The 25276-nt window shown below is 72.1% G+C and carries 25 protein-coding genes; 4 read left to right on the top strand and 21 right to left on the bottom strand.

Going from position 1 to position 25276, the window contains the following annotated elements:
- Positions 1-102: 102 nt before the first annotated feature.
- From ABD332_RS11560 to ABD332_RS11595, 8 genes are all read right to left on the bottom strand, one after another.
- On the bottom strand, positions 103-1536 hold the full coding sequence (locus ABD332_RS11560; protein ID WP_344501806.1) for an NAD(P)H-hydrate dehydratase: 1434 nt from the start codon (positions 1534-1536) through the stop codon (positions 103-105).
- A 34-nt stretch (positions 1537-1570) separates the two neighbouring features.
- Complete coding sequence (gene glmS / locus ABD332_RS11565; protein ID WP_344501807.1) at positions 1571-3436, bottom strand: glutamine--fructose-6-phosphate transaminase (isomerizing); 1866 nt, start codon at positions 3434-3436, stop codon at positions 1571-1573.
- 136 nt (positions 3437-3572) lie between these two features.
- Entirely contained in the window at positions 3573-4331 is a 759-nt protein-coding gene (locus ABD332_RS11570) for an SDR family oxidoreductase (RefSeq protein ID WP_344501808.1), read from the bottom strand.
- Positions 4332-4439: 108 nt separating this feature from the next.
- Complete coding sequence (gene glmM, locus ABD332_RS11575; RefSeq protein WP_344501809.1) at positions 4440-5792, bottom strand: phosphoglucosamine mutase; 1353 nt, start codon at positions 5790-5792, stop codon at positions 4440-4442.
- Between the two features lie 107 nt (positions 5793-5899).
- Positions 5900-6388 carry a 30S ribosomal protein S9 gene (gene rpsI, locus ABD332_RS11580; protein WP_344501919.1) on the bottom strand — a complete coding sequence of 163 codons (489 nt, stop codon included), beginning with the start codon at positions 6386-6388 and terminating at the stop codon, positions 5900-5902.
- 44 nt (positions 6389-6432) lie between these two features.
- Positions 6433-6876 (bottom strand): 50S ribosomal protein L13, encoded by a 444-nt coding sequence (rplM, locus tag ABD332_RS11585; RefSeq protein ID WP_344501810.1) that lies wholly within the window; start codon positions 6874-6876, stop codon positions 6433-6435.
- Positions 6877-7037: 161 nt separating this feature from the next.
- Complete coding sequence (locus ABD332_RS11590; RefSeq protein ID WP_344501811.1) at positions 7038-8390, bottom strand: nitrate/nitrite transporter; 1353 nt, start codon at positions 8388-8390, stop codon at positions 7038-7040.
- 131 nt (positions 8391-8521) lie between these two features.
- On the bottom strand, positions 8522-9232 hold the full coding sequence (locus ABD332_RS11595; RefSeq protein ID WP_344501812.1) for a hypothetical protein: 711 nt from the start codon (positions 9230-9232) through the stop codon (positions 8522-8524).
- A 203-nt stretch (positions 9233-9435) separates the two neighbouring features.
- Here ABD332_RS11595 and nirB point away from each other — a divergent pair, with 203 nt between their 5' ends.
- Genes nirB through ABD332_RS11610 form a run of 3 tightly spaced genes read left to right on the top strand, consistent with a single transcriptional unit; the run spans position 9436 to position 13372 of the window.
- Positions 9436-11886, top strand: coding sequence for a nitrite reductase large subunit NirB (nirB, locus tag ABD332_RS11600; RefSeq protein WP_344501813.1), 2451 nt, complete (start codon positions 9436-9438; stop codon positions 11884-11886).
- On the top strand, positions 11883-12233 hold the full coding sequence (nirD, locus tag ABD332_RS11605; RefSeq protein ID WP_344501814.1) for a nitrite reductase small subunit NirD: 351 nt from the start codon (positions 11883-11885) through the stop codon (positions 12231-12233). The genes nirB and nirD overlap by 4 nt, the downstream gene beginning before the upstream one ends.
- Before the next feature lie 29 nt (positions 12234-12262).
- Entirely contained in the window at positions 12263-13372 is a 1110-nt protein-coding gene (locus ABD332_RS11610) for a uroporphyrinogen-III synthase (protein WP_344501815.1), read from the top strand.
- A gap of 24 nt (positions 13373-13396) precedes the next feature.
- Here the strand turns inward: ABD332_RS11610 and ABD332_RS11615 are convergent, their stop codons facing one another.
- Genes ABD332_RS11615 through ABD332_RS11630 form a run of 4 tightly spaced genes read right to left on the bottom strand, consistent with a single transcriptional unit; the run spans position 13397 to position 16813 of the window.
- A complete protein-coding gene (locus tag ABD332_RS11615) occupies positions 13397-13642 on the bottom strand; it encodes a DUF2630 family protein (RefSeq protein WP_344501816.1) in 246 nt (81 codons plus the stop codon).
- Positions 13643-13670: 28 nt separating this feature from the next.
- Positions 13671-14474: a bifunctional hydroxymethylpyrimidine kinase/phosphomethylpyrimidine kinase gene (thiD, locus tag ABD332_RS11620; protein ID WP_344501817.1), complete on the bottom strand. Its 804-nt coding sequence runs from the start codon at positions 14472-14474 to the stop codon at positions 13671-13673.
- Positions 14475-14530: 56 nt separating this feature from the next.
- Entirely contained in the window at positions 14531-16183 is a 1653-nt protein-coding gene (locus ABD332_RS11625; RefSeq protein WP_344501818.1) for an ABC-F family ATP-binding cassette domain-containing protein, read from the bottom strand.
- 3 nt (positions 16184-16186) lie between these two features.
- The gene (locus ABD332_RS11630) at positions 16187-16813 is read right to left on the bottom strand and encodes a class I SAM-dependent methyltransferase (RefSeq protein WP_344501819.1); all 627 of its coding nucleotides are present in this window, start codon (positions 16811-16813) and stop codon (positions 16187-16189) included.
- Between the two features lie 878 nt (positions 16814-17691).
- On the opposite strand from ABD332_RS11630, the gene ABD332_RS11635 reads away from it, so the two are divergent.
- Positions 17692-19878, top strand: coding sequence for a hypothetical protein (locus ABD332_RS11635; RefSeq protein WP_344501820.1), 2187 nt, complete (start codon positions 17692-17694; stop codon positions 19876-19878).
- Positions 19879-19931: 53 nt separating this feature from the next.
- Here the strand turns inward: ABD332_RS11635 and truA are convergent, their stop codons facing one another.
- From truA to ABD332_RS11680, 9 genes are all read right to left on the bottom strand, one after another.
- Positions 19932-20738, bottom strand: a complete 807-nt coding sequence (truA, locus tag ABD332_RS11640; RefSeq protein ID WP_344501920.1) for a tRNA pseudouridine(38-40) synthase TruA — start codon at positions 20736-20738, stop codon at positions 19932-19934.
- Positions 20739-20814: 76 nt separating this feature from the next.
- A complete protein-coding gene (gene rplQ, locus ABD332_RS11645; protein ID WP_344501821.1) occupies positions 20815-21363 on the bottom strand; it encodes a 50S ribosomal protein L17 in 549 nt (182 codons plus the stop codon).
- Positions 21364-21392: 29 nt separating this feature from the next.
- On the bottom strand, positions 21393-22418 hold the full coding sequence (locus ABD332_RS11650) for a DNA-directed RNA polymerase subunit alpha (protein WP_033357644.1): 1026 nt from the start codon (positions 22416-22418) through the stop codon (positions 21393-21395).
- An 85-nt stretch (positions 22419-22503) separates the two neighbouring features.
- Positions 22504-23130 (bottom strand): 30S ribosomal protein S4, encoded by a 627-nt coding sequence (rpsD, locus tag ABD332_RS11655; RefSeq protein ID WP_033357645.1) that lies wholly within the window; start codon positions 23128-23130, stop codon positions 22504-22506.
- Between the two features lie 2 nt (positions 23131-23132).
- Positions 23133-23543 (bottom strand): 30S ribosomal protein S11, encoded by a 411-nt coding sequence (gene rpsK, locus ABD332_RS11660; protein WP_033357646.1) that lies wholly within the window; start codon positions 23541-23543, stop codon positions 23133-23135.
- A gap of 41 nt (positions 23544-23584) precedes the next feature.
- Entirely contained in the window at positions 23585-23965 is a 381-nt protein-coding gene (gene rpsM, locus ABD332_RS11665) for a 30S ribosomal protein S13 (protein ID WP_344501822.1), read from the bottom strand.
- Between the two features lie 181 nt (positions 23966-24146).
- Complete coding sequence (rpmJ, locus tag ABD332_RS11670) at positions 24147-24263, bottom strand: 50S ribosomal protein L36 (RefSeq protein WP_014687778.1); 117 nt, start codon at positions 24261-24263, stop codon at positions 24147-24149.
- A gap of 75 nt (positions 24264-24338) precedes the next feature.
- Positions 24339-24560: a translation initiation factor IF-1 gene (infA, locus tag ABD332_RS11675; protein ID WP_007073013.1), complete on the bottom strand. Its 222-nt coding sequence runs from the start codon at positions 24558-24560 to the stop codon at positions 24339-24341.
- A 187-nt stretch (positions 24561-24747) separates the two neighbouring features.
- Positions 24748-25269, bottom strand: coding sequence for a DUF1707 SHOCT-like domain-containing protein (locus tag ABD332_RS11680; RefSeq protein WP_344501823.1), 522 nt, complete (start codon positions 25267-25269; stop codon positions 24748-24750).
- Positions 25270-25276: the final 7 nt, after the last annotated feature.

Consider the following 25276-nt stretch of genomic DNA (forward strand, 5'->3'; position numbering starts at 1 on the left):
TAAGCGGTGCCCCCACCACCCGGCTCAACCCCAGTTCCCGGCCAGCGGGCGAACACGCAGCGTGACTGGGATCGGCGTGTCGGGGCGGATTGCCGGAGGGGGTCAGTGGTGCAGGGTTGACACCGCCTCGCGGAGGTGGGTGGCGACGTCGGCGGCGGTGACCGGGCCGGTGGTGGCGGCCAGGCGGCCGGCGAGGCCGTGGGTGAAGGCGGCCCCGACCGCCGCCTGTTCGGCGGGCAGGCCGGCGGCGAGCAGGGAGCCGAGCAGGCCGGCGAGGACGTCGCCGGTGCCGCCGGTGGCGAGGGCGGGGGTGCCGGTCGGGTTGACGTACACGCGGCCGTCGGGGGTGGCGACGATCGTGCGGTTGCCTTTGAGCAGGACGACGCAGTCAATGCGCTCGGCGAGGTGCGCGGCGGCGGCCATGCGGTCGTCGCCGGGGGCGCCGCCGGCGAGGCGCTGGAACTCGCCGTCGTGGGGGGTGACGACGGTCGGGGCGTCGCGGTCGCGGAGCCAGTCCGCCATGCGGGCGTCGACGAGCAGGGTGAGGGCGCTGGCGTCGAGGCAGGCGGGGACGGGCGCGCCGAGGACGGTGCGCAGCTCGGCGTAGGCGCGCTCGTCGGTGCCCATACCGCTGCCGCACGTCCAGGCCTGGACCCGGCCGGCGTCGGCGACCCGGTCGCTCGCGATGACCGTCGGGTGCTGGGTACGGACGAGTGGGGCCGCGCCGCCGGCATAGCGGACGAGGCCGGCGGGGCCGGCCAGGGCGCCGGCGACGGAGAGGACGGCGGCGCCCGGGTACTCGTCGGAGCCGGTCGCGACGCCGACCACGCCGCGGGAGTACTTGTTGTCGTCGGCGGTGGGGCGGGGCCACCAGGCGGCGACGTCGGCGGCGTCGGGCACGTAGCAGGCGGGGTCGCCGGTGAGGAAGGGCGTCAGGCCGATGTCGACGAGCTCGACGAGTCCGCTGTGGACGGCGCCGGCGCCGACGAGCAGGCCGGGCTTGAGGACGCCGAAGGTGACGGTGATGTCGGCGTGGATGGCCATGCCGGTGACGGCGCCGGTGTCGGCGTCCACGCCGGACGGCACGTCGACGGCGATGACCGGGGTGCCGCGCAGCGCGCCGGCGACGTCGGCGACGCGGCTCCCGACCGGTTCCCGCAGGCCGCCGCGGCCGCCGATGCCCAGGATGCCGTCCACCACGAGATCGAACCCGCCGGCGAAAGAAGACCCGATGACACCGCCGGCGGCCTGCAGGGCGGCGAGCGCCCCGGTGTGGACGCGGGAGGGGTCCAGGACCAGCGCCGAGACGTGTACGCCGCGGCGGGCGAGGAAGGCGCCGGCGTAGAGCGCGTCGCCGCCGTTGTTGCCCGGGCCGACGAGGAGCAGGACGCGGCTGCCGTACACCTTGGGCAGGGTCTGCGCGCAGCGCCTGGCGAGGCCGGCGGCGGCGCGCTGCATGAGCGCACCGCCGGGCAGGGTCTTCATGAGGGCCTCTTCGGCCGCACGGACTTGCGCCACCCGCCAGGCGGCTCTCATGACACGATCACAGCGCCAAGCCTGTCACATACGCCTATTCGACGGTAACCGACTTGGCCAGGTTGCGCGGCTGGTCGACGTCGTGTCCGCGGGCCGACGCGATCTCGCAGGCGAGGACCTGCAGCGGCACGGTCGTGACCAGCGGCGCCAGGAGCGTCGGGGTGACCGGCACGTGGAAGAGGTGGTCGGCGTAGGGTTCGACCGCCGTGTCGCCGTCTTCGGCGATCACGATCGTGCGAGCGCCCCGCGCCCGTACCTCCTGGATGTTGGAGACGACCTTGTCGTGCAGGACGCCGCGGCCCCGGGGCGACGGCACCACACACACGACGGGGGTGCCTTCGTCGATGAGGGCGATCGGGCCGTGCTTCAGCTCGCCGGCGGCGAACCCTTCGGCGTGCATGTAGGCGAGCTCCTTGAGCTTGAGCGCGCCTTCGAGGGCGACCGGGTAGCTGACGTGCCGGCCGATGAACAGGACGCTCTTGGCGTCGGCGAGCTCCCGGGCGAGCTTGCGGATCGGCTCCATCATCGCCAGGACCTGCTCGACCTTCTGCGGCATCTCCTGCAGCTGCGCGACGACGGCGCCGACCTCGTCGGCGTACTTGATGCCGCGGACCTGCGCGAGGTGCAGGCCGACCAGGTAGCAGGCGACGAGCTGGGTCAGGAACGCCTTGGTCGAGGCGACCGCGATCTCGGGGCCGGCGTGGGTGTACAGGACGGCGTCGGACTCGCGCGGGATGGTGGAGCCGTTGGTGTTGCAGATGGCCAGGACGCGGGCCTTCTGTTCCTTCGCGTGCCGCAGGGCCATGAGGGTGTCCATGGTCTCGCCGGACTGGGAGATGGCCACGACGAGCGTGGAGCGGTCCAGGACGGGATCGCGGTAGCGGAACTCGCTGGCGAGCTCGACCTCGCAGGGGATGCGGGTCCAGTGTTCGATCGCGTACTTGGCGACCATGCCGGCGTGGTACGCGGTGCCGCACGCGACGATGAAGACCTTGTCGACGTCGCGGAGGTCCTGGTCGGTGAGGCGCACCTCGTCGAGCAGCAGGTCGCCCTGCTCGTTGAGCCGCCCGAGGAGGGTCTCGGCGACGGCGTGCGGCTGCTCGGCGATCTCCTTGAGCATGAAGTAGTCGTAGCCGCTCTTCTCGGCGGCGGAGATGTCCCAGTTGATGTGGAAGTCCTTGCCCTCGGCGGGGTTGCCGAGGAAGTCGGTGATCACGATGGCGTCGCCGGTGATCAGCACGACCTGGTCCTGGCCGAGCTCGACGGCCTCGCGGGTGTGTTCGATGAACGCGGCGACGTCGCTGGCGAGGTAGTTCTCGCCCTCGCCGCGGCCGACGACGAGCGGCGAGTTGCGGCGCGCGCCGACGACGGCGCCCGGGGCCTGGGCGTCGACGGCGAGCAGCGTGAACGCGCCTTCGAGGCGGCGGCAGACGGCCCGCATCGCGTCGGCCAGCCGCTCGGCGGGGTCTTCCACCGAGCTGCGGGAGACCTCGAAGCTCAGCAGGTGCGCCGCGCACTCGGTGTCGGTGTCGCTGGCGAACTCGATGCCCTGCTGCTCCAGCTCGGTGCGCAGCTTCGCGAAGTTCTCGATGATGCCGTTGTGGATGACGGCGACCCGGCCGTCGACGGAGCGGTGCGGGTGTGCGTTGCGGTCGGTGGGGCCGCCGTGGGTGGCCCAGCGGGTGTGGCCGATGCCGGTGGTGCCGGTGTCGAGGCCGTCCTCGCTCTGCAGGGCCTTCTCGAGGTTGGCGAGCTTGCCGGCGCGCTTGGCGGTGCGCAGGACGTCGTCGACGATGGCGACCCCGGCGGAGTCGTACCCGCGGTACTCCAGCCGGCGCAGGCCGTCGAGAACGATGGTCAGGGCCGGACGCGAACCGGCGTACCCCACGATTCCGCACATGTCCCGTACCGTAGCAGACATTCGAGCATGCCCGATGCTCGAAACTGTCGTGATTGCGCACGACGCCTGCGCACAGTGGGACGAAAGCGACGCGTGCCACCCCCGGGCCGGGGGGTAGCACGCGTGACAGGCGAGGTCAGGCCAGCGAGGAGCGGATCTGGGCGCCGCCGTCGATGACGAGCGTCTGGCCCGTCATCCAGCGCGACGCCGGCCCGCCCAGGAAGGTGATGACGTCGGCGATGTCGTCGGGTTCGCCGATGCGCCCCAGCGGGAGGTGCTCGCTGAGGTACTGCTCGTTGTTCTCCCACAGCCCGCGGGCGAGCTTGGTGCGCACGATGCCGGGCGCGACGCCGTTGACCCGGACCGCCGGGGCGAGCTCGGCGGCGAGCTGGCGGGTGAGGTGGATGACCGCGGCCTTCGTCGCGTTGTAGTAGCCGATGCCGGGCTCGGTGAGCAGCCCGCCGACGGAGGCGACGTTGACGATCGCGCCGCCCCGGGACGACATCGACGCCTTCCAGGCCAGCTGGCTCCACAGCACGGGGCCGAACTGGTTGAGCCGCGCGGTCTTCTCCGCGCGGACCGGGTCGATGTCCATGAGCGGGCCGAAGTACGGGTTGGTGCCGGCGTTGTTGACCAGGACGTCGATCGCGCCGAACCGGGCCATGGCGGCGTCGACGGCGGCGCCGGCCTGGTCGGGCTCTGCGGCGTGCGCGGCGTGGGCGAGCACCCCCGCGGACGGATGGGCGGCGCGGATCTCCTCCGCGACGGCGTCGAGCGCCTCCTGGTCCCGGGAGGTGAGCACGACGTTGCAGCCCTGCGCGGCGAAGGCGACGGCGGTCGCCTTGCCGATGCCGCGGGATGCGCCGGTGACGAGAACGGTGCGGGCGTCAGTCATGCGCCGCACGTTACTCCCGAGTAGACCCCTTCATGTCGGCCATGGCGGCGTCGGTACGAGACGACCGCCGCCACCGCGCGTGACCCGGAAAGCGAGCTGAGCCGGGGGCTAGACGGGAGAGACGGGAGAGACAGTGCGGACGATGGCGGCGATGCGCTCGGCGGCCTCGCGGGCGATCGCCAGGGTGGACGCCTCGACCATGACCCGGACGAGCTGCTCGGTGCCCGACGGGCGGAGCAGGACCCGGCCGGCGCCGCCGAGCTCCGCCTCGACCTGCTTCGCGGCGTCGAGGACCTGGGCGGCCTTGGCGGCCGCGGCGCGGTCGCCGACGGGCACGTTGATCAGGACCTGCGGCAGCCGCTGGACGACGGAGGCGAGGTCGGCGAGGGTCCGGCCAGTGCCGGTCATGCGGCCCATGAGGTGCAGGGCGGTGAGCACGCCGTCGCCGGTGGTCGCGAAGGCGGGCATGACGATGTGCCCGCTCTGCTCGCCGCCGAGGGCGAGGCCCTTCGCGCGGAGCTCGTCGAGGACGTACCGGTCGCCGACGCGGGTCTCGAGAAGCCGGATGCCGGCGTCGGCCATGGCGATCTTCAGGCCGAGGTTGCTCATGACGGTGGCGACGAGCGTGTCGTCCTTGAGGTGGCCGCCGTCGCGCATGGCGAGGGCGAGGACTGCCATGATCTGGTCGCCGTCGACCTCGTCACCGTCGGCGGTGACGGCGAGGCAGCGGTCGGCGTCGCCGTCGTGGGCGATGCCGAGGTCGGCGCCGTGCTCGACGACGGCGGCACGGAGCTGCTCGAGGTGGTTGGAGCCGCAGTTCTCGTTGATGTTGAGCCCGTCGGGGTCCGCGTTGATCGCGACGACGGACGCGCCGGCCCGCCGGTACGCCTCGGGGGCGGCGGAGGAGGCGGCGCCGTTGGCGCAGTCGACGACGACCTTGAGCTCGACGAGCGGGCCGGGCAGCGACGTCAGCAGGTGCCGGACGTAGCGGTCCTCGCCGTCGTCGAGGTCGGTGACGCGGCCGACACCGGCGCCGGTGGGGCGCACCTTGGTGCCTTCGGTCATGAGCCGCTCGATCTCGTCCTCGACCTCGTCGGGGAGCTTGTGACCGCCGGCGGCGAAGAGCTTGACGCCGTTGTCGGGCATCGGGTTGTGCGACGCGGACAGCATCACGCCGATGTCGGCGGACAGCACGCCGGTGAGGTAGGCGACGGCCGGGGTGGGCAGGACGCCGACGCGGATCACGTTGGCGCCGGCGCTGGTGAGGCCGGCGACGACGGCCGCCTCCAGCATCTCCCCGCTGGCCCGCGGGTCGCGGCCCACGACCGCCAGGGGCGCGTGGGAGTGGTCGCGCTCGAACAGCGCCTGGGTCGCGGCGATGGCGACGGCCATTGCCAGCTCGGGAGTCAGGTCGGCGTTGGCGCGTCCGCGGACGCCGTCGGTGCCGAAGAGTCGCCCCACTGCGATACCTCCGTTGAGCTTTTAGGCCGCGAACCGTCGATCCGAAAGGGCCGCGAACGCAAACCGGCCGGGTACACCTCCAGGGTGCACCCGGCCGCGAAGCTTGGTTAGCGCTTCGAGTACTGCGGAGCCTTACGGGCCTTCTTCAGACCGTACTTCTTGCGCTCGGTGGCGCGGGCGTCACGGGTGAGGAAGCCGGCCTTCTTCAGCGCCGGACGGTCGTCGGGGTCGTTCTCGACGAGCGCACGGGCGATCGCGAGGCGCAGGCCGCCGGCCTGGCCGGTGGTGCCGCCGCCACGCAGGTTGGCGAACACGTCGAACTGCTCGAGCTTCTCGACGATCACCAGCGGCTCCTTGACGGACTGCTGGTGGACCTTGCTGGGGAAGTAGTTCTCCAGCTCGCGGCCGTTGAGGAGGAACTTGCCGGTGCCGGGAACCAGGCGGACCCGGACGATGGCCTCCTTGCGGCGGCCAACGGTCTGGATCGGCTGGCCGGCGCGGCGGGAACGGGTCGGGACCTTGGCCGTCGCCTCAACGGCGGGGGTCTCGACGGTGGCGACAGCAGCAGCGGCCGGCTCAGCGGCCTCGGTGTCGATGGTCTCGACGGTCTCGTCGGTCACGCTCAGTCCTTCGTCCGCGCTCACTGCGCGATCTGCTTGATCTCGAACGGCTGGGGCAGCTGCGCGGCGTGCGGGTGCTCGGCGCCCGCGTAGACCTTCAGCTTCCGGATCTGCCGGGCGCCGAGGCGGTTGTGCGGGAGCATGCCCTTGACGGCCAGCTCGATCGCCCGCTCCGGGTTCTTGGTCAGCAGCTCCTCGTAGCCCACCTTCTTGAGCCCACCCGGGAAACCCGAGTGGCGGTAGGCGACCTTGGTCTGCCGCTTGTTGCCGGTCAGCGCCACCTTGCCGGCGTTGATCACGATGACGAAGTCGCCGGTGTCAACGTGCGGGGCGAACGTCGGCTTGTGCTTACCGCGCAGCAGCGTGGCGGCGTGCGTGGCCAGGCGGCCGAGCACTACGTCCGACGCGTCGATCACGTGCCACACGCGCTCGATTTCACCCGGCTTCGGGCTGTACGTACCCACAGGTCTACCTTGTCTTCCACGTCGTCGGTTCTGGGGTGCGCTCTCATGGCGGCGCTAAAGGGGCGCACGACCACCTAGCGTACCCGAACAGTGGGGACGCCTTGTCATCGCACAACAGCGGTCCACGATACCGGGCCGCTGTTGTGCGAGTCAAAACGGCCTCAGACCCCCTCGAGCCTGCCGGGTGACCTGCGGAGGTAGACGAACCAGGTGACGGCGAAGCAGACGGCGTAGAAGGCGAGGAAGGCGATGTACGCACCGTCACCGGTCTTGTACGCGAGGAACGACTGCCGGAACGCGAGGTTGACCAGCACGCCCCCGGCCGCGCCGATCGCGCCGGCGACGCCGATGAGCGCGGTGGCGAGCCGCCGGGACTGGTTCTCGTCCGTGGGGTACTTGGCGCGGAAGATCGCCGGGATCATCTTGTAGGTCGACCCGTTGCCGATGCCGCTGAAGACGAACAGCGCGATGAACCCGGTCAGGAACAGCGGCAGGGAGTGCTGCCGCGACGCGGTGAGCACCAGGGTGGCGCCGAGGGCCATGCCGACGAAGTTCCAGAAGGTGATCCTGGCGCCGCCGAAGCGGTCGGCGAGGAGGCCGCCGACGGGGCGGATGAGCGAGCCGAGCAGCGGGCCGAGGAATGTGAGGTAGGCCGCCTTCACCGGGGTGTCGAAGTCGGACTTGAACTGCACGAGGAGCACCTGGCCGAACGCGAAGCCGAAGCCGATGAACGAGCCGAACGTGCCGATGTACAGCAGTGACATGATCCACGCGTGGCGGTCCTTGATCACGTCACGCATGGCCCGCCGGTCGTTCGCGGCGTGCGCGAGGTTGTCCATGTACAGCGCCGCGAGGGTCGCCGCGATCACGATGAGCGGCAGGTAGATCAGGATGATGAGGCGCGGGTGACCGGCGCCGGCGGTCGCGAGGACGAGCAGGCCGACGAGCTGGACGGCGGGGACGCCGATGTTGCCGCCGCCGGCGTTGATGCCGAGCGCCCAGCCCTTCAGCCGCTGCGGGTAGAAGGCGTTGATGTTGGCCATCGAGGAGGCGAAGTTGCCGCCGCCGACGCCGGCGACGGACGCCACGATCAGCAGGGTGGTGAAGGAGACGCCGGGCTCCAGGATGATGCCGGCCAGGATGCTCGGCACCAGCAGCATGAGGGCGCTGAAGATGGTCCAGTTGCGGCCGCCGAAGGTGGCGACGGCGAACGTGTAGGGCAGCCGCAGCACCGCGCCGACGAGCGTCGGGGCGCTGGTGAGCAGGAATTTCTGGGCCGGGTCGAAGCCGTACTTCGGGCCGAGGAAGAGCACGAAGACCGACCACAGGCTCCAGATGGAGAAGCCGATGTGCTCCGACAGGATGGAGACGATGAGGTTGCGCCGCGCGATCTTCGCGCCGCCGTCCTCCCAGAAGGTGCGGTCTTCTGGCCGCCAGTCGCTGATCCAGCGGCCGCCGCGGCGGGGGGCCGGGGGCTGTGCGCCAGGCTCGGTGGTTTCCACGGCGAGAGTCATGACGCGGAAGTTAAGGACGCCACGTTTCGGTCGCGCGCACCGCTTCTTGTCCTGACCGAAACGTTTCCCCCACGTCGGCGGCCGCCCGGTTGTGAGAACCGGACGGCCGCCCGCGGAGCAGAGATCGGCTGCTAGGCCTTGGTGAAGATCCAGGTGCCGGTGTCCGGGCCGCCCTGCGGCGGGCCGAGCTTCAGGGTGGTGCCGCCCGAGCAGTCGTAGCTGCTCTTCTTCAGGACGGGCTGGGCGTCGACGGCGCCGCCGGTGTCCGCGGTGCCGGTGCCGGCGAAGTCGGCGATGGAGGTCTTGTCGGCCACCCGGACCGCGGCGGGGCTGGTCAGGTCGACGGTGACGGTGAGGGTGCTGAAGTCGACAGTGCCGACGGGCTCCCACGTGCCGGTCGCCGCCGACGGGGTCTTGACGGTGCCGTTGACCTTGCCGCCGTAGCCGAAGCTGCCCTTGACGTCGCCGCCGGAGACGGTGAACGCGAAGGTGACCGGCTTCATGGCGCCGAAGTCGACCTGGGCCTTGCCGGCGCTGTCGACGGTCAGCGTGGTGCCGCCGCCGCCGGTGAAGGTCCCGGTGACGGGTCCGCTGAGCTTGCCGTCGAGCCCGGTCGCCTTCCAGGTGCCGACGAGGCACGGCGCCGCGGCGCCGGTCCCGGACGTGCCGCCGGGGGTGCCGGACGTGGCGCCGGCCGAGCCGCCCGGAGCCCCCGCCGAGGCACCGGCCGAGGTCTTGCCGCTGGCACCGGCGCCGGGGGTGCCGGCTTCGCCGCTGCAGCCGGCGAGCCCGACGCCCAGCGCCGTCATGGCCACGATGGTGACCTTGGCGGTCGAGCGCATCTGGTTCCTCCTCATATTGGGGTCCGTTACTGTCTACCCCCGCGAGCAGATCGTCGAACCGTACCGTGGGACGATCTGGCACAACCTTCACCAGGCTGTGGCTGCGCCGTAACGTCCTGCTCAACGCTCTAGTGAGGCGCTCTTAGCAGGCGCGAAACATTTGGGACCCTGGAGCGAAACCGCCCGGCGTCAGCCTTTTGGCCATGAAGGTCGTCGTTGTCGGTCACGGCATGGTCGGGAACAGGTTCCTGGAGGCGCTCCGCGCCCGGGACACCGGGAACGCCTGGGAGATCACGGTTCTCGCCGAGGAGAGCCGTTCCGCGTACGACCGGGTGCGGCTGTCGGCGTTCTTCGACGGCGTGTCCGCCGAGGAGCTCACCTACGACGTGCCGGACGGCGTCGACCTGCACCTCGGCGAGCCGGCCCTGGCGATCGACCGGGCCGCCCGCAAGGTCACCACCGCGCGGGCCATGTACGAGTACGACGCGCTGGTCCTGGCGACGGGCTCGTCGGCGTTCGTGCCGCCGATCACCGGCGTCGACCAGCCGGGCGTCTTCGTCTACCGCACCCTCGACGACCTGGAGGCGATCCGGGCGCACGCCCAGGGTCGCGAGGTCGGCGCGGTCATCGGCGGTGGCCTGCTCGGCCTGGAGGCGGCGAACGCGCTGCGCCTGCTGGGCCTGCGCACGCACGTGATCGAGTTCGCGCCGCGGCTGATGCCGGTGCAGGTCGACGAGGCCGGCGGCGCGGTCCTGCGCAAGTACGTGGAGGACCTCGGCGTCCGGGTGCACCTGGGCGCGGCGACCACCGCGATCCGCCAGACCCAGACGGTCAACGCGACGCTCGCGCTGACCCTGTCCGACGGGGCGCACATCCCGGCCGACATCGTCGTGGTGGCGGCCGGCATCCGGCCGCGCGACGAGCTGGCCCGCACGATGGGCCTCCCGACGGGGGCGCGCGGCGGGATCGTCGTCGACGAGGCCTGCCGCACCGAGGACCCGGCGGTGTACGCGATCGGCGAGTGCGCCGAGATCGACGGCCGCTGCTACGGCCTCGTCGCGCCCGGCTACGCGATGGCGGAGGTCGTCGCGGACCGGCTCCTCGGCGGCGAGGCGTCGTTCCCGGGCGCGGACACGTCGACGAAGCTGAAGCTGCTCGGCGTCGACGTCGCCAGCTTCGGCGACGCGCTGCGCACCGACCTGCTCGACGTCGTCTACCTCGACCCGGCGAGCGGCACGTACGCGAAGCTGATCCTGTCCGACGACGCGCAGACGCTGCTCGGCGGCATCCTCGTCGGCGACGCCGGCTCGTACCCGGCGCTGCGGGCCAGCGTCGGCGGCCCGCTGCCCGCGTCGCCCCTCGCGCTGCTCGCCGGTGACGCGCCCCGCGCGGCGCTGTCCGAGGACGCGCAGATCTGCTCCTGCAACGCCGTCACCAAGGGCCAGATCACCACGGCGATCCACGAGCAGGGCTGCACCGACGTGGCGGAGTTGAAGGCGTGCACCCGCGCCGGCACCAGCTGCGGCTCGTGCGTGCCGCTGCTGAAGCAGCTGCTCGCCGAGGGCGGCGTCGCGCCCAGCAAGGCGCTGTGCGAGCACTTCACCCAGTCGCGGGCGGAGCTCTTCGACATCATCCGGGTCCGCGGCATCCGCACGTTCTCGCAGCTCGTCGCCGAGCACGGCACGGGGCGCGGCTGCGACATCTGCAAGCCGACGGTCGCCTCGATCCTCGCGTCGCTGCACAACGACTACGTCCTGGACGGCGAGCAGGCGGCGCTGCAGGACACCAACGACCACTTCCTGGCCAACATCCAGCGCAACGGCACCTACTCGGTGATCCCGCGGATCCCCGGCGGGGAGATCACCCCCGACAAGCTGATCGTCATCGGCGAGGTCGCCCGCGACTTCAACCTGTACACGAAGATCACCGGCGGGCAGCGCATCGACCTGCTCGGCGCCCGCGTCGAGCAGCTGCCGGCGATCTGGCACCGGCTCGTCGCCGCCGGCTTCGAGTCCGGGCACGCCTACGGCAAGGCGCTGCGGACCGTGAAGTCGTGCGTCGGGTCGACCTGGTGCCGGTACGGCGTGCAGGACTCCGTCGGGCTCGCCGTCGAGCTGGAGCTGCGGTACCGCGGGCTGCGCGCGCCGCACAAGCTGAAGTCGGCCGTGTCGGGCTGCGCGCGGGAGTGCGCGGAGGCGAAGGGCAAGGACTTCGGCATCATCGCCACCGACAACGGCTGGAACCTGTACGTCGGCGGCAACGGCGGCTTCCGGCCCCGCCACGCCGACCTGATCGCGGGCGACCTCACCACCGAGGAGCTGATCCGGCTCGTCGACCGGTTCCTGATGTTCTACATCCGCACCGCCGACCGGCTGCAGCGCACGTCGGCGTGGATCGAGGCGATGGACGGCGGCCTGGACTACCTGAAGGCCGTCATCGTCGAGGACTCCCTCGGCATCGCCGGCGAGCTCGAATCGATGATGGCGCACCACGTCGGGTCCTACGTCGACGAGTGGCGGGCGACGATCGGCGACCCTGAGCGGCTCGCCCGGTTCGTGTCGTTCGTCAACGCGCCGGACACCCCCGACCCGACGATCACGTTCGCTTCCGAACGCGGCCAGCCCGTCCCCGTCGTCCTTGGAGTGCGCTCATGAAGTGGACCGTCGTGTGCCCCTTCCCCCGCCTGGAGCCGGAGCGTGGCGTCGCCGCGCTGGTCGACGGGGCGCAGGTGGCGCTGTTCCGCACGTACGACGGTGACGTGCACGCGATCGGCAACCTCGACCCGATCAGCGGCGCCGCGGTGCTGTCCCGCGGGATCGTCGGCAGCCGTGGCGACGTGCCGACGGTCGCGTCGCCGATGCACAAGCAGGCGTTCGACCTGCGCAGCGGCGAATGCCTCGACCAGCCCGGGGTGCGGGTGCCCGTCTACCCGGTGCGCGTCCGCGACGGCCTCGTCGAAGTGGCCGCGGTCGAGCTGGCGGCGGCCGAGGCCGCTACGTGAGCGCGGCCAGCGTTTTGGAGGCCAAGCCGATGTCGGGTGAGGACCTGCCCCTCGCCGGGTTCACGGTCGCGGTGACCGCCGACCGGCGGCGCGACGAGCTCAGCGCCCTGCTGGAGCGCCGCGGCGCCCGGGTCGTGCTCGCGCCGGCGCTGCGGATCGTGCCGGTCGCCGACGACACCGAGCTGAAGGCCGCGACCGTGTCCTGCGTCGACGTCGCGCCGGAGATCGTGATCGCGACGACCGGCATCGGGCTGCGCGGCTGGTTAGAGGCCGCCGAGGGCTGGGGGCTCGCCGAGTCGCTGCGGGCCCGGCTCAACGACGCGTTCCTCATCGCCCGCGGCCCGAAGGCGAAGGGTGCCGTCCGCGCCGCCGGCATGCTCGAGGCCTGGTCCCCGGAGACGGAGAGCTGCGACGAGGTCCTCGACTTCCTCCTCGGCGGCGGGTTCCCGGGCGGGATCGCGGGCCGGCGGATCGCGCTGCAGCTGCACGGTGAGCCGCACCCCGAGTTCACGACCGCGTTGCGCGACGCCGGGGCGATCGTGGTGGAGATCCCGGTGTACCGGTGGGCCCCGCCCGTCGACCCCGCGCCGCTGCGGCGGCTCGTCGACCTGATCTGCTCGCGGCTGGTCGACTCGGTCACGTTCACGTCCGCGCCCGCCGTCAGCTCGCTGCTGCGGGTGGCCGGCCCCGACGCCCCCGACGTCCTGGAGGCGCTGCGGACCGACGTCCTGGCCGCGTGCGTGGGCCCGGTCACCGCCGCGCCGCTGCAACGCCTCGGCGTGCCCGTGGCGGCGCCGCAGCGGGCCCGCCTGGGCGCGCTCGTGCGCATCCTCGTCGACGAGCTGCCCAAGCGCGCCCCGACGCTGCACGTCGCGGGTGCCGCGGTCACGCTGCGCGGGCACGCCGCGATCATCGACGGCACGCTGAAGCCGCTCGCCCCCGGCCCCATGGCGGTGCTGCGGGCGCTCGCCGCGTCGCCCGGGCGGGTCCTGTCCCGGGCAGCGCTGCTGCGTGAGCTGCCCCGCGGCGCCGACGAGCACGCCGTCGAGATGGCCGTCGCCCGCCTGCGTGCCGCCCTCGGCGGCCCCGCGTTCGTGCAGACGGTCGTCAAACGCGGCTACCGCCTCCGCATCGACTGAGGCAGGCGGCCGGCGACGGCCCCGCTACTGCAGGTAGTGCTCGACCTCGTCGACCGCGTGCGGCTCGACCTCGTCGGGGGCGACACCCTGCAGCTTCGCCGCCCGGCGGCGGCGCAGCAGGTCCCACAGCTGGTCGAGCTGCTCCTCGATGGCGCGGAGCCGCTCGTGCTCCTCGTCCTCGGAGATCTTGCCCGCCTGCAGCTGGGTCCTCAGCTTGTGCTCGTCGTCCACAAGCGCCGAGATCTGGTGGATCAACGTCTTCTCGTCCATCCCGTCATCATGCCCGGTCTTGCCGGCGTCAGCGGAGGGTGAGTGACGACCACCCGAACTGGTCGATGGGTCCGGTGCCGGCGCCGATCCGCCAGTCCGCGGCGTCGCTGATCGCCCTGCCGACGAACCCCTTCGACCAGGTGACCGCCTCGACCGGGTCGTCACCCATGGCGAGCCGCGCCGCGACCGCCGTCGCGAACGTCGCGCCGGAGCCGTCGGTGTTGCGGCTGGCGACCCGCGGGCTGTGCAGCAGCCGCGCCGCGCCGTCGGCCCACATCATGTCGACCGCGTCGTCGCCGGTGACGAAGTCACCCCCGGTGATCACCACGTACCGCGGACCCCCCGACGACAGCTGCGCCGCCGCCTTCGCCATGTCGGCGGGCGTCACGACCTCCCAGCCGACCAGCAGCGACGCCTCCTCCCGGTTGGGGGTGGCGACCAGCGCGTGCGGCAGGAGCCGCTCCACCGCCGCGGCGAGGCCCCTCCTGGACCCGCCGCCGGCCGCCTCCAGGACCGGGTCGACGACGAGGTTCGGCAGCGCGCCCGACCGGGCCCTCGCGGCGACCGCGACCGCCGTCTCCGGGTTGGGGAACATGCCGGTCTTGACCGCCGCGACCGGCAGGTCCTCCAGGACGCTGCCGAGCTGCCCCGACACCACGGTCGTCGGCTGGGGGAACACATCGGTGGTGCCGCGCGTGTTCCGCGACACCACCGCCGTCACGACCGACGCCCCGTGCATCCGCATCGCGGCGAGGGTGCGCAGGTCAGCCTGTATTCCGGAACCACCGGACGAGTCGGACGCGCCGACGGTGAGCACAACAGAGGGATTCACCGGGCTATGTGAGCACGCGGTGACGCAGCGCCACGGACAACGCGTCCGTCAGGACGTCAGCCGCGCCCCTCCCACACCGGCTCCGGCACCTCCACGACCTCACCGTCGGCCCGGAACAGCACGAACCGGTCGAACGACCGGCTGAACCAGCGGTCGTGCGTCACGGCGATCACCGTCCCGTCGAAGGTGCGCAGCCCCTCCTCCAGGGCCTCGGCGCTGGCCAGGTCCAGGTTGTCCGTCGGCTCGTCGAGCAGCAGCAGCGTCGCCCCGGACAGCTCCAGCAGCAGCACCAGGAACCTGGCCTGCTGGCCGCCGGACAGGGTGCCGAAGCGCTGGTCGGCCTGCGCCGCCAGCTCGTACCGTGACAGCGCCGGCATCGCCTGCGGCCGCGGCAGCCCGGTCCGCCAGTCGTCGCCCCGCCACAGGATCTCCACGAGCGTCTTGTCGAGCAGCTCCGGACGGTCGTGCGTCTGCGAGAAGTGACCCGGGCGCACCCGCGCGCCGAGCCGCACCTGCCCGCCGTGCGCGACCGGCGCGATCTGCACGCCGATCGGGGTCTGCGTCGGGTCCGGGTCGGTGCCGCCGCGGGCGAGCAGCCGCAGGAAGTGCGACTTGCCGGTGCCGTTGCCGCCGAGGACCGCGACCCGGTCGCCGTACCAGATCTCCAGGTCGAACGGGTACGTCAGGCCGTCCAGCTCGAGCTGCTCGCACATGACGGCGCGTTTGCCGGTGCGCCCGCCCGACAGCCGCATGCGGATGTCCTGGTCCTTCGGCGGGGTCGGCGGCGGTCCCGCCTCCTCGAACTTCTTCAGCCGCGTCTGCGCCGCCTGATACCGCGAGGCGAGCCCGTCGTTGTAGGCGGCCTTCGTCTTGTACATGAGGACCAGGTCCTTGAGCTTCTGGTGCTCCTCGTCCCAGCGGCGGCGCAGCTCGTCGAGGCGCTCGTGCCGGGCGACCCGCGCCTCGTGCCACGAGGCGAACCCACCCGGATGCACCCACGCCGAGCCGCCCTCGACCGCGACGACCCGGTCCGCGGACCTGGCGAGCAGCTCACGGTCGTGCGACACGTACAGGACGGACTTCGCCGACTCGCGCAGCCGATCCTCCAGCCAGCGCTTCCCCGGCACGTCCAGGAAGTTGTCGGGCTCGTCGAGCAGCAGCACCTCGTCGTCGCCGCGCAGCAGCAGCTCCAGGGCGAACCGCTTCTGCTGCCCGCCGGACAGGGTCCGCACCGGCCGGTCCCGGGTCTCGTCCCACGGCTTGTTCAACGCGGCGACACTCACCGTGTCGAAGAGGACCTCGGCGTCGTACCCGCCGGCCTCACCCCACGCGGCGAGCGCGTTCGCGTACCGCAGCTGCGCCTTCTCGGTGCCCTCGGCGTGCATGGCGACCTCGGCGGCGTGCAGCCGCTCCCCCGCCTTCCTGAGGCCGTCCGGGGCGAGCTGCAGCGCCAGGTCGTACAGGGTGCGGTCGTCGCCGATCATGCCGATGAACTGGCGCATCACGCCGAGCCCGCCGGAGCGCGCGATCGCACCGGTCCGCACCGGCAGGTCACCGGCCACCATCTTCAGCAGCGTCGTCTTGCCCGCGCCGTTCGGCCCGACGAGCGCGACCTTGGCGCCCTCACCGACCCTGAACGACACCTCGGCGAACAGCTCACGACCGTCCGCGAGCGTGTGCCCGACCCCTGCCACGTCCACGTATCCCACGAGTCAGGAATTCTGCGCCGCGTCCGCCGGTCCGTCGCCCGCTTTTCTGACTTCGAAGATCCGGAAGCCCTTGTGGTTGGCGTGCCGGGCGGCGCTGAACCCCTGCTCCTCCAGCCACCGCTGGAGCGAGTCGGCGCCGAGGTTCTTGGCCACGACCAGCCACGCGACGCCGTCCGGGGCCAGCCGGGGCAGCCAGCGCAGCAGCAGCGCGTGCAGCTCCGGCTTGCCGATCCGGATCGGCGGGTTGGACCAGATCTGCGTGAACCCGACAGTGTCCGGCACGTCGCCGGGCAGCGCGGTGACCACGTTCGGGCCCGTGTTCTCCCGCGCGAGCTCCAGGGCCCGCTGGTTGACGTCGACGGCGTAGATCGTCGCCCGCGGCGCGTTGCGGGACAGGACCGCGGCGATCGGGCCGTACCCGCAGCCGAGGTCCAGCAGCGGCCCGGTCTCCGCCGCGTCCGGCAGCGGGGCGCGCTGCAGCAGCACGGCGGTGCCCGGGTCCAGGCGGTTCGCGGAGAACACCCCGGCCGACGCCACCAGGCGAAACTCCTGGTCGTCGACGGTGAACTCGACGGCGTGCCGGGTTTCGGCGGCCGCCGGCTCCGCGGTGAAGTAGTGCTCGCCGGACACGATGCCCCTCCTTCGACCGGTGACGCAACGCATTGTCCCCAAGGAGGTGAACGCCCCTGCTCGCGGCCCACTCGTTCGGATAGTGCGAAACATCGCCGACACGCCACCTCCCAGGAGTCTCGGCTACCCTGTGCGACATGACTTCTGGGAACGAGCAGCGCCGGAAGCGGCGCTCCGACTCGTTCCGCCGGGACGAGGCGGACGAGGCCGACAACTGGTTGGCCGGTCTCCGCGGCAGCGGACCCGACCCGTTCACGGCGCCGCCACCGCCGTCGTACGACGAGCCGGCCTTCGACGATCTCCGCGGCGGAGGACGGGGTGATCGTTCGCGTCCGGACGATTCGCCGAGCGGGTCGTTCCGCGCTCCCCGTGACGACTCGCCCAGCGGATCCTTCCGAGCGCCGCGTGACGACTCGCCCAGCGGGTCGTTCCGGGGGCCGCGCGACGCCGCCGGGGGGCCGGGCCGTTCCCCCCGCGACGACTCACCCAGCGGGGTGTTCCGGGCCTCTGCCGTGCCGCCCCCGGCCGGGCCCCGGGTCCCGGAGGGCGGCCGGCGCCGGGCGCCGGGCGACGACTCCCCCAGCGGTTCCTTCCGCGCTCCTCGCGAAGACTCGCCTAGCGGGTCGTTCCGGGCACCTCGCGAAGACCCGCCCAGCGGCTCCTTCCGCGCGCCGCGCGACTCCGCCGGCGGCCCGGGCCGCTCCCCCCGCGAAGACCCGCCCAGCGGGTCCTTCCGTTCCCCCCGTGAAGACTCGCCCAGTGGGTCCTTCCGGGCGCCCCGTGACGACTCGCCCAGCGGGTCGTTCCGGGGGCCGCGGGACGAGCCGACGTCGTTCCGGCCGTTGCGGGACGACTCGGCCGGTGGAGCGTTCCGGCCGGTGCGCGACGAGCCCGCCGGGCCGCGGGCCGGGCGCGGCGACTCGCCGAGCGGGGTGTTCCCCAGGCCGGCCACCGTGCCACCGCCGGCACGCGCCGCGATCGAGCCGCCACCGCCCGTGGAGACCACCGAGCCGCGCGGCGGCCGCCGCCGGGCGCGCACCGACGACGAGCCCGCCGGCCGGCGCGCCGCGGAAGGTCGCCCTTCGGAGTCGTACGCGCACGGGCCCGCCCTCGAGCCGATCATCAAGCCCCTCGCGGACTACACGCCGCCGGGGACCTCGACCGAGCCGCCACCGCTCGTGCCGATCTTCCCGACGATGCGCCCCGACAGCAGCCCCACCAGCGGCTCAGGCGGCTCCCGCGGCCCTGTCAGCGGCCCCCCGGGCAGCCCGACCAGCGGCTCGGGTGGTGGCCGCCGGGCCCGTCGCGCCGCGGAGGAGGCCGACTCGCCGACGGGCGCCCGCCGCCGGTTCGACGACCCCGACAGCACCGGCCGCCGCGCCGCCGGCGGGGCCGGCGGGGCCGCGGAGAGCCCGACGGCCGGGCGGCGGGCCCGCGACGCCGGCCCCGAGACGACGTCGGGGCGCCGTGGGTTCGACACCGGTACACCAGCCGCCGCCGCAACGGAGACCGGCCCTGGCCGGCGGTCCCGCGGTGCCGAGGACCCCGCCGCGTTCCGGCGCGACGACACCGGCACGGCCCGGCGGGAGCGCGGTGGCTTCGAGCCAGCGGGCCCCGAGCCCGGCGTCGGCCGGCAACGCTCCGGCCCCGGGTTCGTCGGCGGCCCCTCCACCGGGTCGGGCTACGGCCCCGGCTCCACCGAGCCAGGCACCGGCACCGGCCGCCGCGGCGGCTTCTACACCGGCGCCCCCTCCGGCGCGGACCGCGACGACACCTCCGGCCTCCGCCGCGACGACACGTCCGGGCTCCGGCGCGACGAGACCTCCGGGTTCCGGCGGGACGACACGTCCGGGCTCCGCCGTGACGACACCGGCGTGCGGGGGCGCGGGTTCGACGACATGCCACTGCGGCGCGACGACAGGCGCGACGACAGGCGGGACGACACCGGCACCGCCCGGCGGCGCGGCTTCGAGCCCACCGGCCCCGGCTTCGACCGGACCGGCAACGGCTACGAACCGGCGAGCGCCGCGTTCGAGGCGAGCGGCACCGCGACCCGCCGCCGTCCCGGCGCCGACGAGGCACCCCACCAGCGCCGCCCGCTCGACGACGGCCTGCCGTTCGACGAGCCGTCGGGCACCGGCCGCCGCGGGCGTCCAGGCGGCGGCTCGGCCCGCGGGACGGGCGAGTACACCACCGGCGGCACCAAGCGGGCGCTACGGGAGCCACCCGGCAACCGGCCCGCGGACCGCCCCGACAGCCGGCGCCCCGGCGGCGGCCGCACCGCCAAGGCCGAGCCGGCCCGCGGCGTCGAGCACCGCCCGCACCGCTGGATCGCCGCGCTCAGTGTCATCGGCGTGATCGTGCTGCTCGGCGCGTGCGGCCTGGGCTCCTGGTTCATCTTCAAGGACGAGAAGAACGGCCCCGAGTCGGCCCGCTCGACCGCCAACGCCGGCCCGAAGAAGCGCGACATCAGCAGCCGGCAGGTCGACCCCAACCCGCTGACCGAGGCCGAGGTCTTCCCGCAGAACAACATCATCGCGGTGCCGGACGAGCCGCCGTACCTGATCCTGAAGACGCAGGCCTCCCCCGACTGCAAGACCGCGGCCACCGACCAGCTGGCGACCCTGCTCGCCGGCGCCGGCTGCTCCGAGGTCGTGCGGGCGACGATGAAGTCGCCCAACGAGGAGTACCTGATCACCGCCGGCATCTTCAACCTCGACACCGAGAAGTCCGCCGCCACCGCGTTCGAGGGCGTCAAACCCATCGTCGACGGCCAGAAGGGCCGCTTCGCCGGGATGAGCGTCGGGGCGGGCACCGGCACCGACGCGATCGTCCGCGCCCCCACCCAGCTCGGCTGGAACTACCGGGGGCACTTCATCGCGTTCGTCGTGATCGCCAGGGTCGACGGCAAGGACTTCGCGCCCGACGACCCGTACCCCAACCAGATCACGTACGACATCGTCGAGACCTACCTGGAGAACGGCATCATCGGCAACCGGGCCATCATCCAGCCGGAAGCCACCCCCGCCGCGTCCCTCCCCGGCTCGGTCCCTCCCCCGTCTTGATCAGGTAGCGGATCCGGTCGTCATGGCGGCCGGATCCGCCACTGGATCACCGGTCAGTCGGCGTCGCGGCGGCGGCGGGTCTGCTCCGAGCGCAGGCGGAGCTCCGAAGGGTCGTCGGGGTACCTGACCTCGACGAGTGCCAGGCCGTGCGCCGGCGCGACCGTCACCTCGTCGGCGCGGACCCTCCGGCTGAGCAGCCCGGCGGGCCACGAGGGGTCGCGGCGGCCGTCGCCCACGAAGAGCTGGGCGCCGACGAGGCTGCGCACCATCTGCTGGCAGAACGCGTCGGCCTGGACGGTCGCCACGAGGATGCCGTCCGGGTCGCGGCGCCAGTCGAGGCGGTTGACGGCCCGGATCGTCGTGGCGTGTTCCTTGCGGCGGCAGAAGGCCGCGAAGTCGTGCTCGCCGACCAGGCCGGCGGCGGCGGCGTTCAGGGCGTCGAGGTCCAGCGGCCGGGGCCAGGCCACCGTGTCGTGCCGGCGCAGCGGCTCGGCGCCCGCCACGGCGTCGGTGACGCGGTACTCGTACCGGCGCGACAGGGCCGAGAAGCGGGCGTCGAACTCCGGCGGCACCTCCGCGGCCGTGTGGACGCGCACGTCGAGCGGGAGCAGGCCGGCGAGCTTGCGCAGCAGTGTGGACGACAGGGCCGCCCAGCGCTCGTCGGGGACGTCGACGTGGCAGACCTGGCCGGTGGCGTGGACCCCGGCGTCGGTGCGGCCCGCGACCGTCAGCCCTTCGACCGCGCCGAACAGGCGGGTCAGGACCGTGGTCAGCTCGCCGGCGACGGTGCGGCGGGTCGGCTGGACCGCCCAGCCGGAGAAGTCGGTCCCGTCGTACGCCACGTCGAGGCGGACACGGATCAACGCACACCCTCCAAAAGAACCAGCCCGGCACCCCGTCGCGCGGGGTGCCGGGCCGTCGATTTCAGGCCTGTGGTCAGGCCTTCTTCTCGTCCTCGTCCGCAGCCGGCTCGTCCGTCGACTCCGCCGTGGCGGCCTCGTCGGAGGCGGTCGCCGACGCGGCCGCGGGGGCCTCGTCGGTGTCCTCGCCGGCCAGGACCGCGATCGAGTCGGCCTTGGCGGCCTTCCGGGCGGCGGCCTTGCGCGGCGCCGGCGCGGCGGCGACCTCGAGCTCCTCGACCAGCTCGATGATCGCCATGGGAGCGGCGTCACCCTTGCGCGGGCCGGTCTTCACGATCCGGGTGTAGCCACCCGGCCGGGTGGCGAACCGCGGCGCGATCTGGTCGAACAGCTGGAACACCACGTCCTTGTCGCGCACCACGGCGAGCGCTTGACGGCGCGCGTGCAGATCGCCGCGCTTGGCCTTGGTGATGAGCTGCTCGGCGAGCGGGCGAAGCCGCTTGGCCTTCGTCTCGGTGGTCTGGATGCGACCGTGCTTGAACAGCGACGTGGCGAGGTTCGCCAGCATCAGCTTTTCATGCGCGGGGCTGCCGCCGAGGCGGGGACCCTTGGTGGGCGTGGGCATTGGGGCTCCTCAAATCGAACAGCAGCCGGTTAGAGCTGCTCGGTCTCGCGGTAGTCGTCGGTGTCGTCGTAGGAAACATCGGCGAACGAGTCCACGACGTGTGCCGGGTCGAACGTCGGGGCGGAGTCCTTGAGACCCAGACCCATCCCGGCGAGCTTCATCTTGACCTCGTCGATCGACTTCTGACCGAAATTCCTTATATCGAGGAGGTCTGCTTCCGTGCGGCTGATCAGCTCCCCGACGGAGTTGATGCCCTCGCGCTTGAGGCAGTTGTACGAGCGGACGGTGAGGTCGAGCTCCTCGATCGGCAGTGCCAGGTCGGCAGCGAGCTGCGCGTCCTGCGGCGACGGGCCGATGTCGATGCCTTCTGCGGTCTCATCCAGCTCACGGGCCAGGCCGAAGAGCTCGACGAGGGTGGAGCCGGCGGAGGCCAGCGCGGTGCGGGGGGTCAGCGACGCCTTGGTCTCGACGTCGATGATGAGCCGGTCGAAGTCGGTGCGCTGCTCGACGCGGGTGGCTTCGACGCGGTACGTGACCTTCAGCACCGGGGAGTAGATGGAGTCGATCGGGATACGACCGATCTCCTGGCCCTGCTGCTTGTTCTGGTTCGCGGTCACGTAGCCGCGACCCCGCTCCACGGTCAGCTCCATGTCGAGCCGGCCCTTGCCGTTGAGCGTGGCCAGCTTCAGGTCGGGGTTGTGCACGGAGACGCCGGCCGGGGGCTGGATGTCGCCCGCCGTGACGTCACCGGGGCCCTGCTTGCGCAGGTACATCGAGACCGGCTCGTCGTGCTCGGAGCTGACGCACAGCTCCTTGACGTTCATGACGAGCTCGACGACGTCCTCTTTGACACCGGGGATCGTGGTGAACTCGTGGAGCACACCGTCGATCTTGATGCTGGTCACCGCGGCACCCGGGATGGAGCTGAGCAGGGTGCGACGCAGCGAGTTGCCGAGGGTGTAGCCGAAGCCGGGCTCGAGCGGCTCGATGGTGAACTTTGACCGGGTCTCGCTGATCGACTCTTCGGCGAGGCTCGGACGCTGGGAGATGAGCACTTGCGGTTCCTCCAGTTCGTTGCGCGCCCGCTATTTGACGCGCTCCGAGAGGGCGGAGCGTGATCGCCCCGCCCCCACAACACAACTACTTGCTGTAGAGCTCGACGATCAGCTGCTCCTGGACCTGGGTGTCGATGACCTGCCGCGCGGGCAGGCTGTGCACCAGGACCTTGAGCTCGCTGGGGATGAACTCGAGCCACGCCGGGACGGTCTTGCTGCCCGCGAGGCCCTGCGCGATCTGGAACGGGGTGAGCTCCCGCGACTTCTGCCGCACCTGCACGATGTCGTGCTCGCGCAGCCGGTACGACGGGATGTCGACCTTCTTGCCGTTGACCTGGATGTGGCCGTGGCTCACCAGCTGGCGGGCCGCGTCACGCGAGGTGGCGAGGCCGGCGCGGTAGACCACGTTGTCGAGGCGCGACTCGAGGATCTTGAGCAGCTCCTCACCGGTCTTGCCGGGCTTGGCCACAGCCTCGTCGAAGTAGCCGGCGAACTGCCGCTCGAGGACGCCGTAGATGCGGCGGGCCTTCTGCTTCTCGCGCAGCTGGAGCAGGTACTCGGTCTCCTTCGGGCGACCGCGGCCGTGCTGGCCGGGCGGGAAGGGGCGCGACTCGAACGGGCACTTCGGCCCATCGCACTTGCTGCCCTTGAGGAACAGCTTCATCTTCTCGCGACGGCAGCGGCGGCAGTCAGCCCCGGTGTAACGAGCCATCGTCAGACCCTCCTGCGCTTCGGCGGACGGCAACCGTTGTGCGGCTGCGGCGTGACGTCACTGATCTGCCCGACCTCGAGGCCCACGGCCTGAAGGGAGCGGATCGCGGTCTCCCGGCCGGAGCCGGGGCCCTTGACGAACACGTCGACCTTGCGCATGCCGTGCTCCATCGCGCGGCGAGCGGCGGCCTCGGCGGCCAGCTGCGCGGCGAACGGGGTCGACTTGCGCGAGCCCTTGAAGCCCACCTGGCCGGCGGAGGCCCAGGAGATGACAGCACCGGTCGGGTCGGTGATCGACACGATGGTGTTGTTGAAGGTGCTCTTGATGTGCGCCTGCCCGTGGGCGACGTTCTTGCGTTCCTTGCGCCGGACCTTCTTGACAGCGGTCGCGCCGGCGCGAGCCTTCGGCGGCATTCTCTATGCGCTCCTAGATTGTTTTCTCTACCGACCAGCTACTACTTCTTGCCCGGCTTCTTCTTGCCGGCGACCGTGCGCTTCGGACCCTTGCGGGTGCGGGCGTTGGTCCGGGTGCGCTGACCGCGCACGGGCAGGCCCTTGCGGTGCCGGATGCCCTGGTAGCAGCCGATCTCGACCTTGCGGCGGATGTCCGCGGCGACCTCGCGGCGCAGGTCGCCCTCGACCTTGAAGTTCTGCTCGATGTAGTCGCGCAGCTGCACGATCTCTTCATCGGTGAGGTCACGAGCCCGCTTGTTGCCGTCGATACCGGTGGCGGCGAGCAGCTCGATGGATCGGGTGCGCCCGATGCCATAGATGTAGGTGAGTGCGATCTCGGTGCGCTTCTCGCGCGGGAGATCGACACCAACGAGACGTGCCATAGGTGGGCGTGCTCCTTGCGTGTGCGGAGGTCTGAGCCCGCTCCACTCCCGTCTGCCCACAGACGGGCCCCGGCCTCCGACCGGGGGTGCAGCCCACGCGCTCCGCACGCGTCGCGCGCGGTGGCCCGGGGCTGGAACGGGCTAAAACATGGTGGTGCCGTGGATCTGGCGACGCCGGGACTCAGCCCTGGCGCTGCTTGTGGCGCGGGTCAGTGCTGCAGATGACCATGACCCGGCCATGCCGCCGGATGATCCGGCAGTTGTTGCAGATCCGCTTGACGCTCGGCTTGACCTTCACGGTTTGCCTAACTCTCGCTGCGCACCCCTACATGGGAGCGACAGTCCCGACCGTTTCCTGGGAACCGACACCGATTTACTTGTAGCGGTAGACGATGCGCCCGCGAGTCAGGTCATAAGGCGACAGCTCGACGACCACTCGGTCCTCGGGCAGGATGCGGATGTAGTGCTGCCGCATCTTCCCGCTGATGTGCGCCAAGACCTTGTGGCCATTGGCGAGCTCCACCCGGAACATCGCGTTCGGGAGTGGCTCGATCACTCGGCCCTCGATCTCGATGGCCCCGTCTTTCTTCGGCATGTCCTCCGCTACCTGACGATCGGGTTGGGTGTCGACGCTTGCATCCTTTTCACGGGCCCTGTTGGAGGACCCGCGCCAGCCGCGGCTCAGGCCTGCCACTAGAAGCGCGTGGGGGCATGCCTGAGTGGACGCTTTGCGCCAATGGACGAGTCTACGCGCGGTGAGCGCGATGCACCAAATCGGGGTCTCAACCCCCGCGCCGCTGCCGCCTGCGCTCCCGCTTCAGCTCCCGCGCGGCATCCGGCCCGCCCGCGAGATAGGTGCTCACCGACGTCGCGAGCAGCACCGCACCGAGCGGCCCGGCGACCCACATCGGCCAGAAGTACACCGCGTCGCCCTTGGAGATGCTGACCAGCGCCCAGATCACGACGTTGACGGTGACCGCGATCAGCCAGCCGCTCCAGATCCCGAGCAGCCAGTGCGGCTGCCGCCCGAACTGCGCCCTGGCCTCGGGCTCGGCCGGCGCGGGCGCCGACGCATACCCGCTCGCGGGCGCCACCGCGCCGCTGTCCACGGGGCGGAAGCCGGGCAGGTCGCTGAGGATCACGTCGAGGTCGCCATAGGTCCGCGCGGCGTAGGTGTCCTTCAGCCGCTCGTCGTACTCGCCGAGTGACAGCCGGCCCTCGTCGACCGCGGCCTTGAGCCGCTCCGCCACGAACTGCCGGTCGACGTCGGCCGCGCGCAGGTGCTCCCGCCGGTCCACCGCCATTTGCCAC

Source organism: Dactylosporangium maewongense (assembly GCF_039531485.1).
GTDB lineage: Bacteria > Actinomycetota > Actinomycetes > Mycobacteriales > Micromonosporaceae > Dactylosporangium > Dactylosporangium maewongense.

Excerpts from the sequence above, each read along its gene's own strand:
- ABD332_RS11595 (WP_344501812.1), bottom strand. The coding sequence starts at position 9,232 with ATGCGCTCGACCGCCAAGGTCACCATCGTGGCCATGACGGCGCTGGGC.
- rpsM (WP_344501822.1), bottom strand. The coding sequence starts at position 23,965 with ATGGCACGTCTCGTTGGTGTCGATCTCCCGCGCGAGAAGCGCACCGAG.
- infA (WP_007073013.1), bottom strand. The coding sequence starts at position 24,560 with ATGCCGAAGAAAGACGGGGCCATCGAGATCGAGGGCCGAGTGATCGAG.
- rpsK (WP_033357646.1), bottom strand. The coding sequence starts at position 23,543 with ATGCCGCCGAAGGCTCGCGCCGGCGCGACCGCTGTCAAGAAGGTCCGG.
- ABD332_RS11590 (WP_344501811.1), bottom strand. The coding sequence starts at position 8,390 with ATGACTCTCGCCGTGGAAACCACCGAGCCTGGCGCACAGCCCCCGGCC.
- ABD332_RS11610 (WP_344501815.1), top strand. The coding sequence starts at position 12,263 with ATGTCGGGTGAGGACCTGCCCCTCGCCGGGTTCACGGTCGCGGTGACC.
- ABD332_RS11570 (WP_344501808.1), bottom strand. The coding sequence starts at position 4,331 with ATGACTGACGCCCGCACCGTTCTCGTCACCGGCGCATCCCGCGGCATC.
- ABD332_RS11560 (WP_344501806.1), bottom strand. The coding sequence starts at position 1,536 with ATGAGAGCCGCCTGGCGGGTGGCGCAAGTCCGTGCGGCCGAAGAGGCC.
- ABD332_RS11680 (WP_344501823.1), bottom strand. The coding sequence starts at position 25,269 with ATGGCGGTGGACCGGCGGGAGCACCTGCGCGCGGCCGACGTCGACCGG.
- rplQ (WP_344501821.1), bottom strand. The coding sequence starts at position 21,363 with ATGCCCACGCCCACCAAGGGTCCCCGCCTCGGCGGCAGCCCCGCGCAT.
- rpsD (WP_033357645.1), bottom strand. The coding sequence starts at position 23,130 with ATGGCTCGTTACACCGGGGCTGACTGCCGCCGCTGCCGTCGCGAGAAG.
- ABD332_RS11615 (WP_344501816.1), bottom strand. The coding sequence starts at position 13,642 with ATGGACGAGAAGACGTTGATCCACCAGATCTCGGCGCTTGTGGACGAC.
- glmS (WP_344501807.1), bottom strand. The coding sequence starts at position 3,436 with ATGTGCGGAATCGTGGGGTACGCCGGTTCGCGTCCGGCCCTGACCATC.
- nirB (WP_344501813.1), top strand. The coding sequence starts at position 9,436 with ATGAAGGTCGTCGTTGTCGGTCACGGCATGGTCGGGAACAGGTTCCTG.
- nirD (WP_344501814.1), top strand. The coding sequence starts at position 11,883 with ATGAAGTGGACCGTCGTGTGCCCCTTCCCCCGCCTGGAGCCGGAGCGT.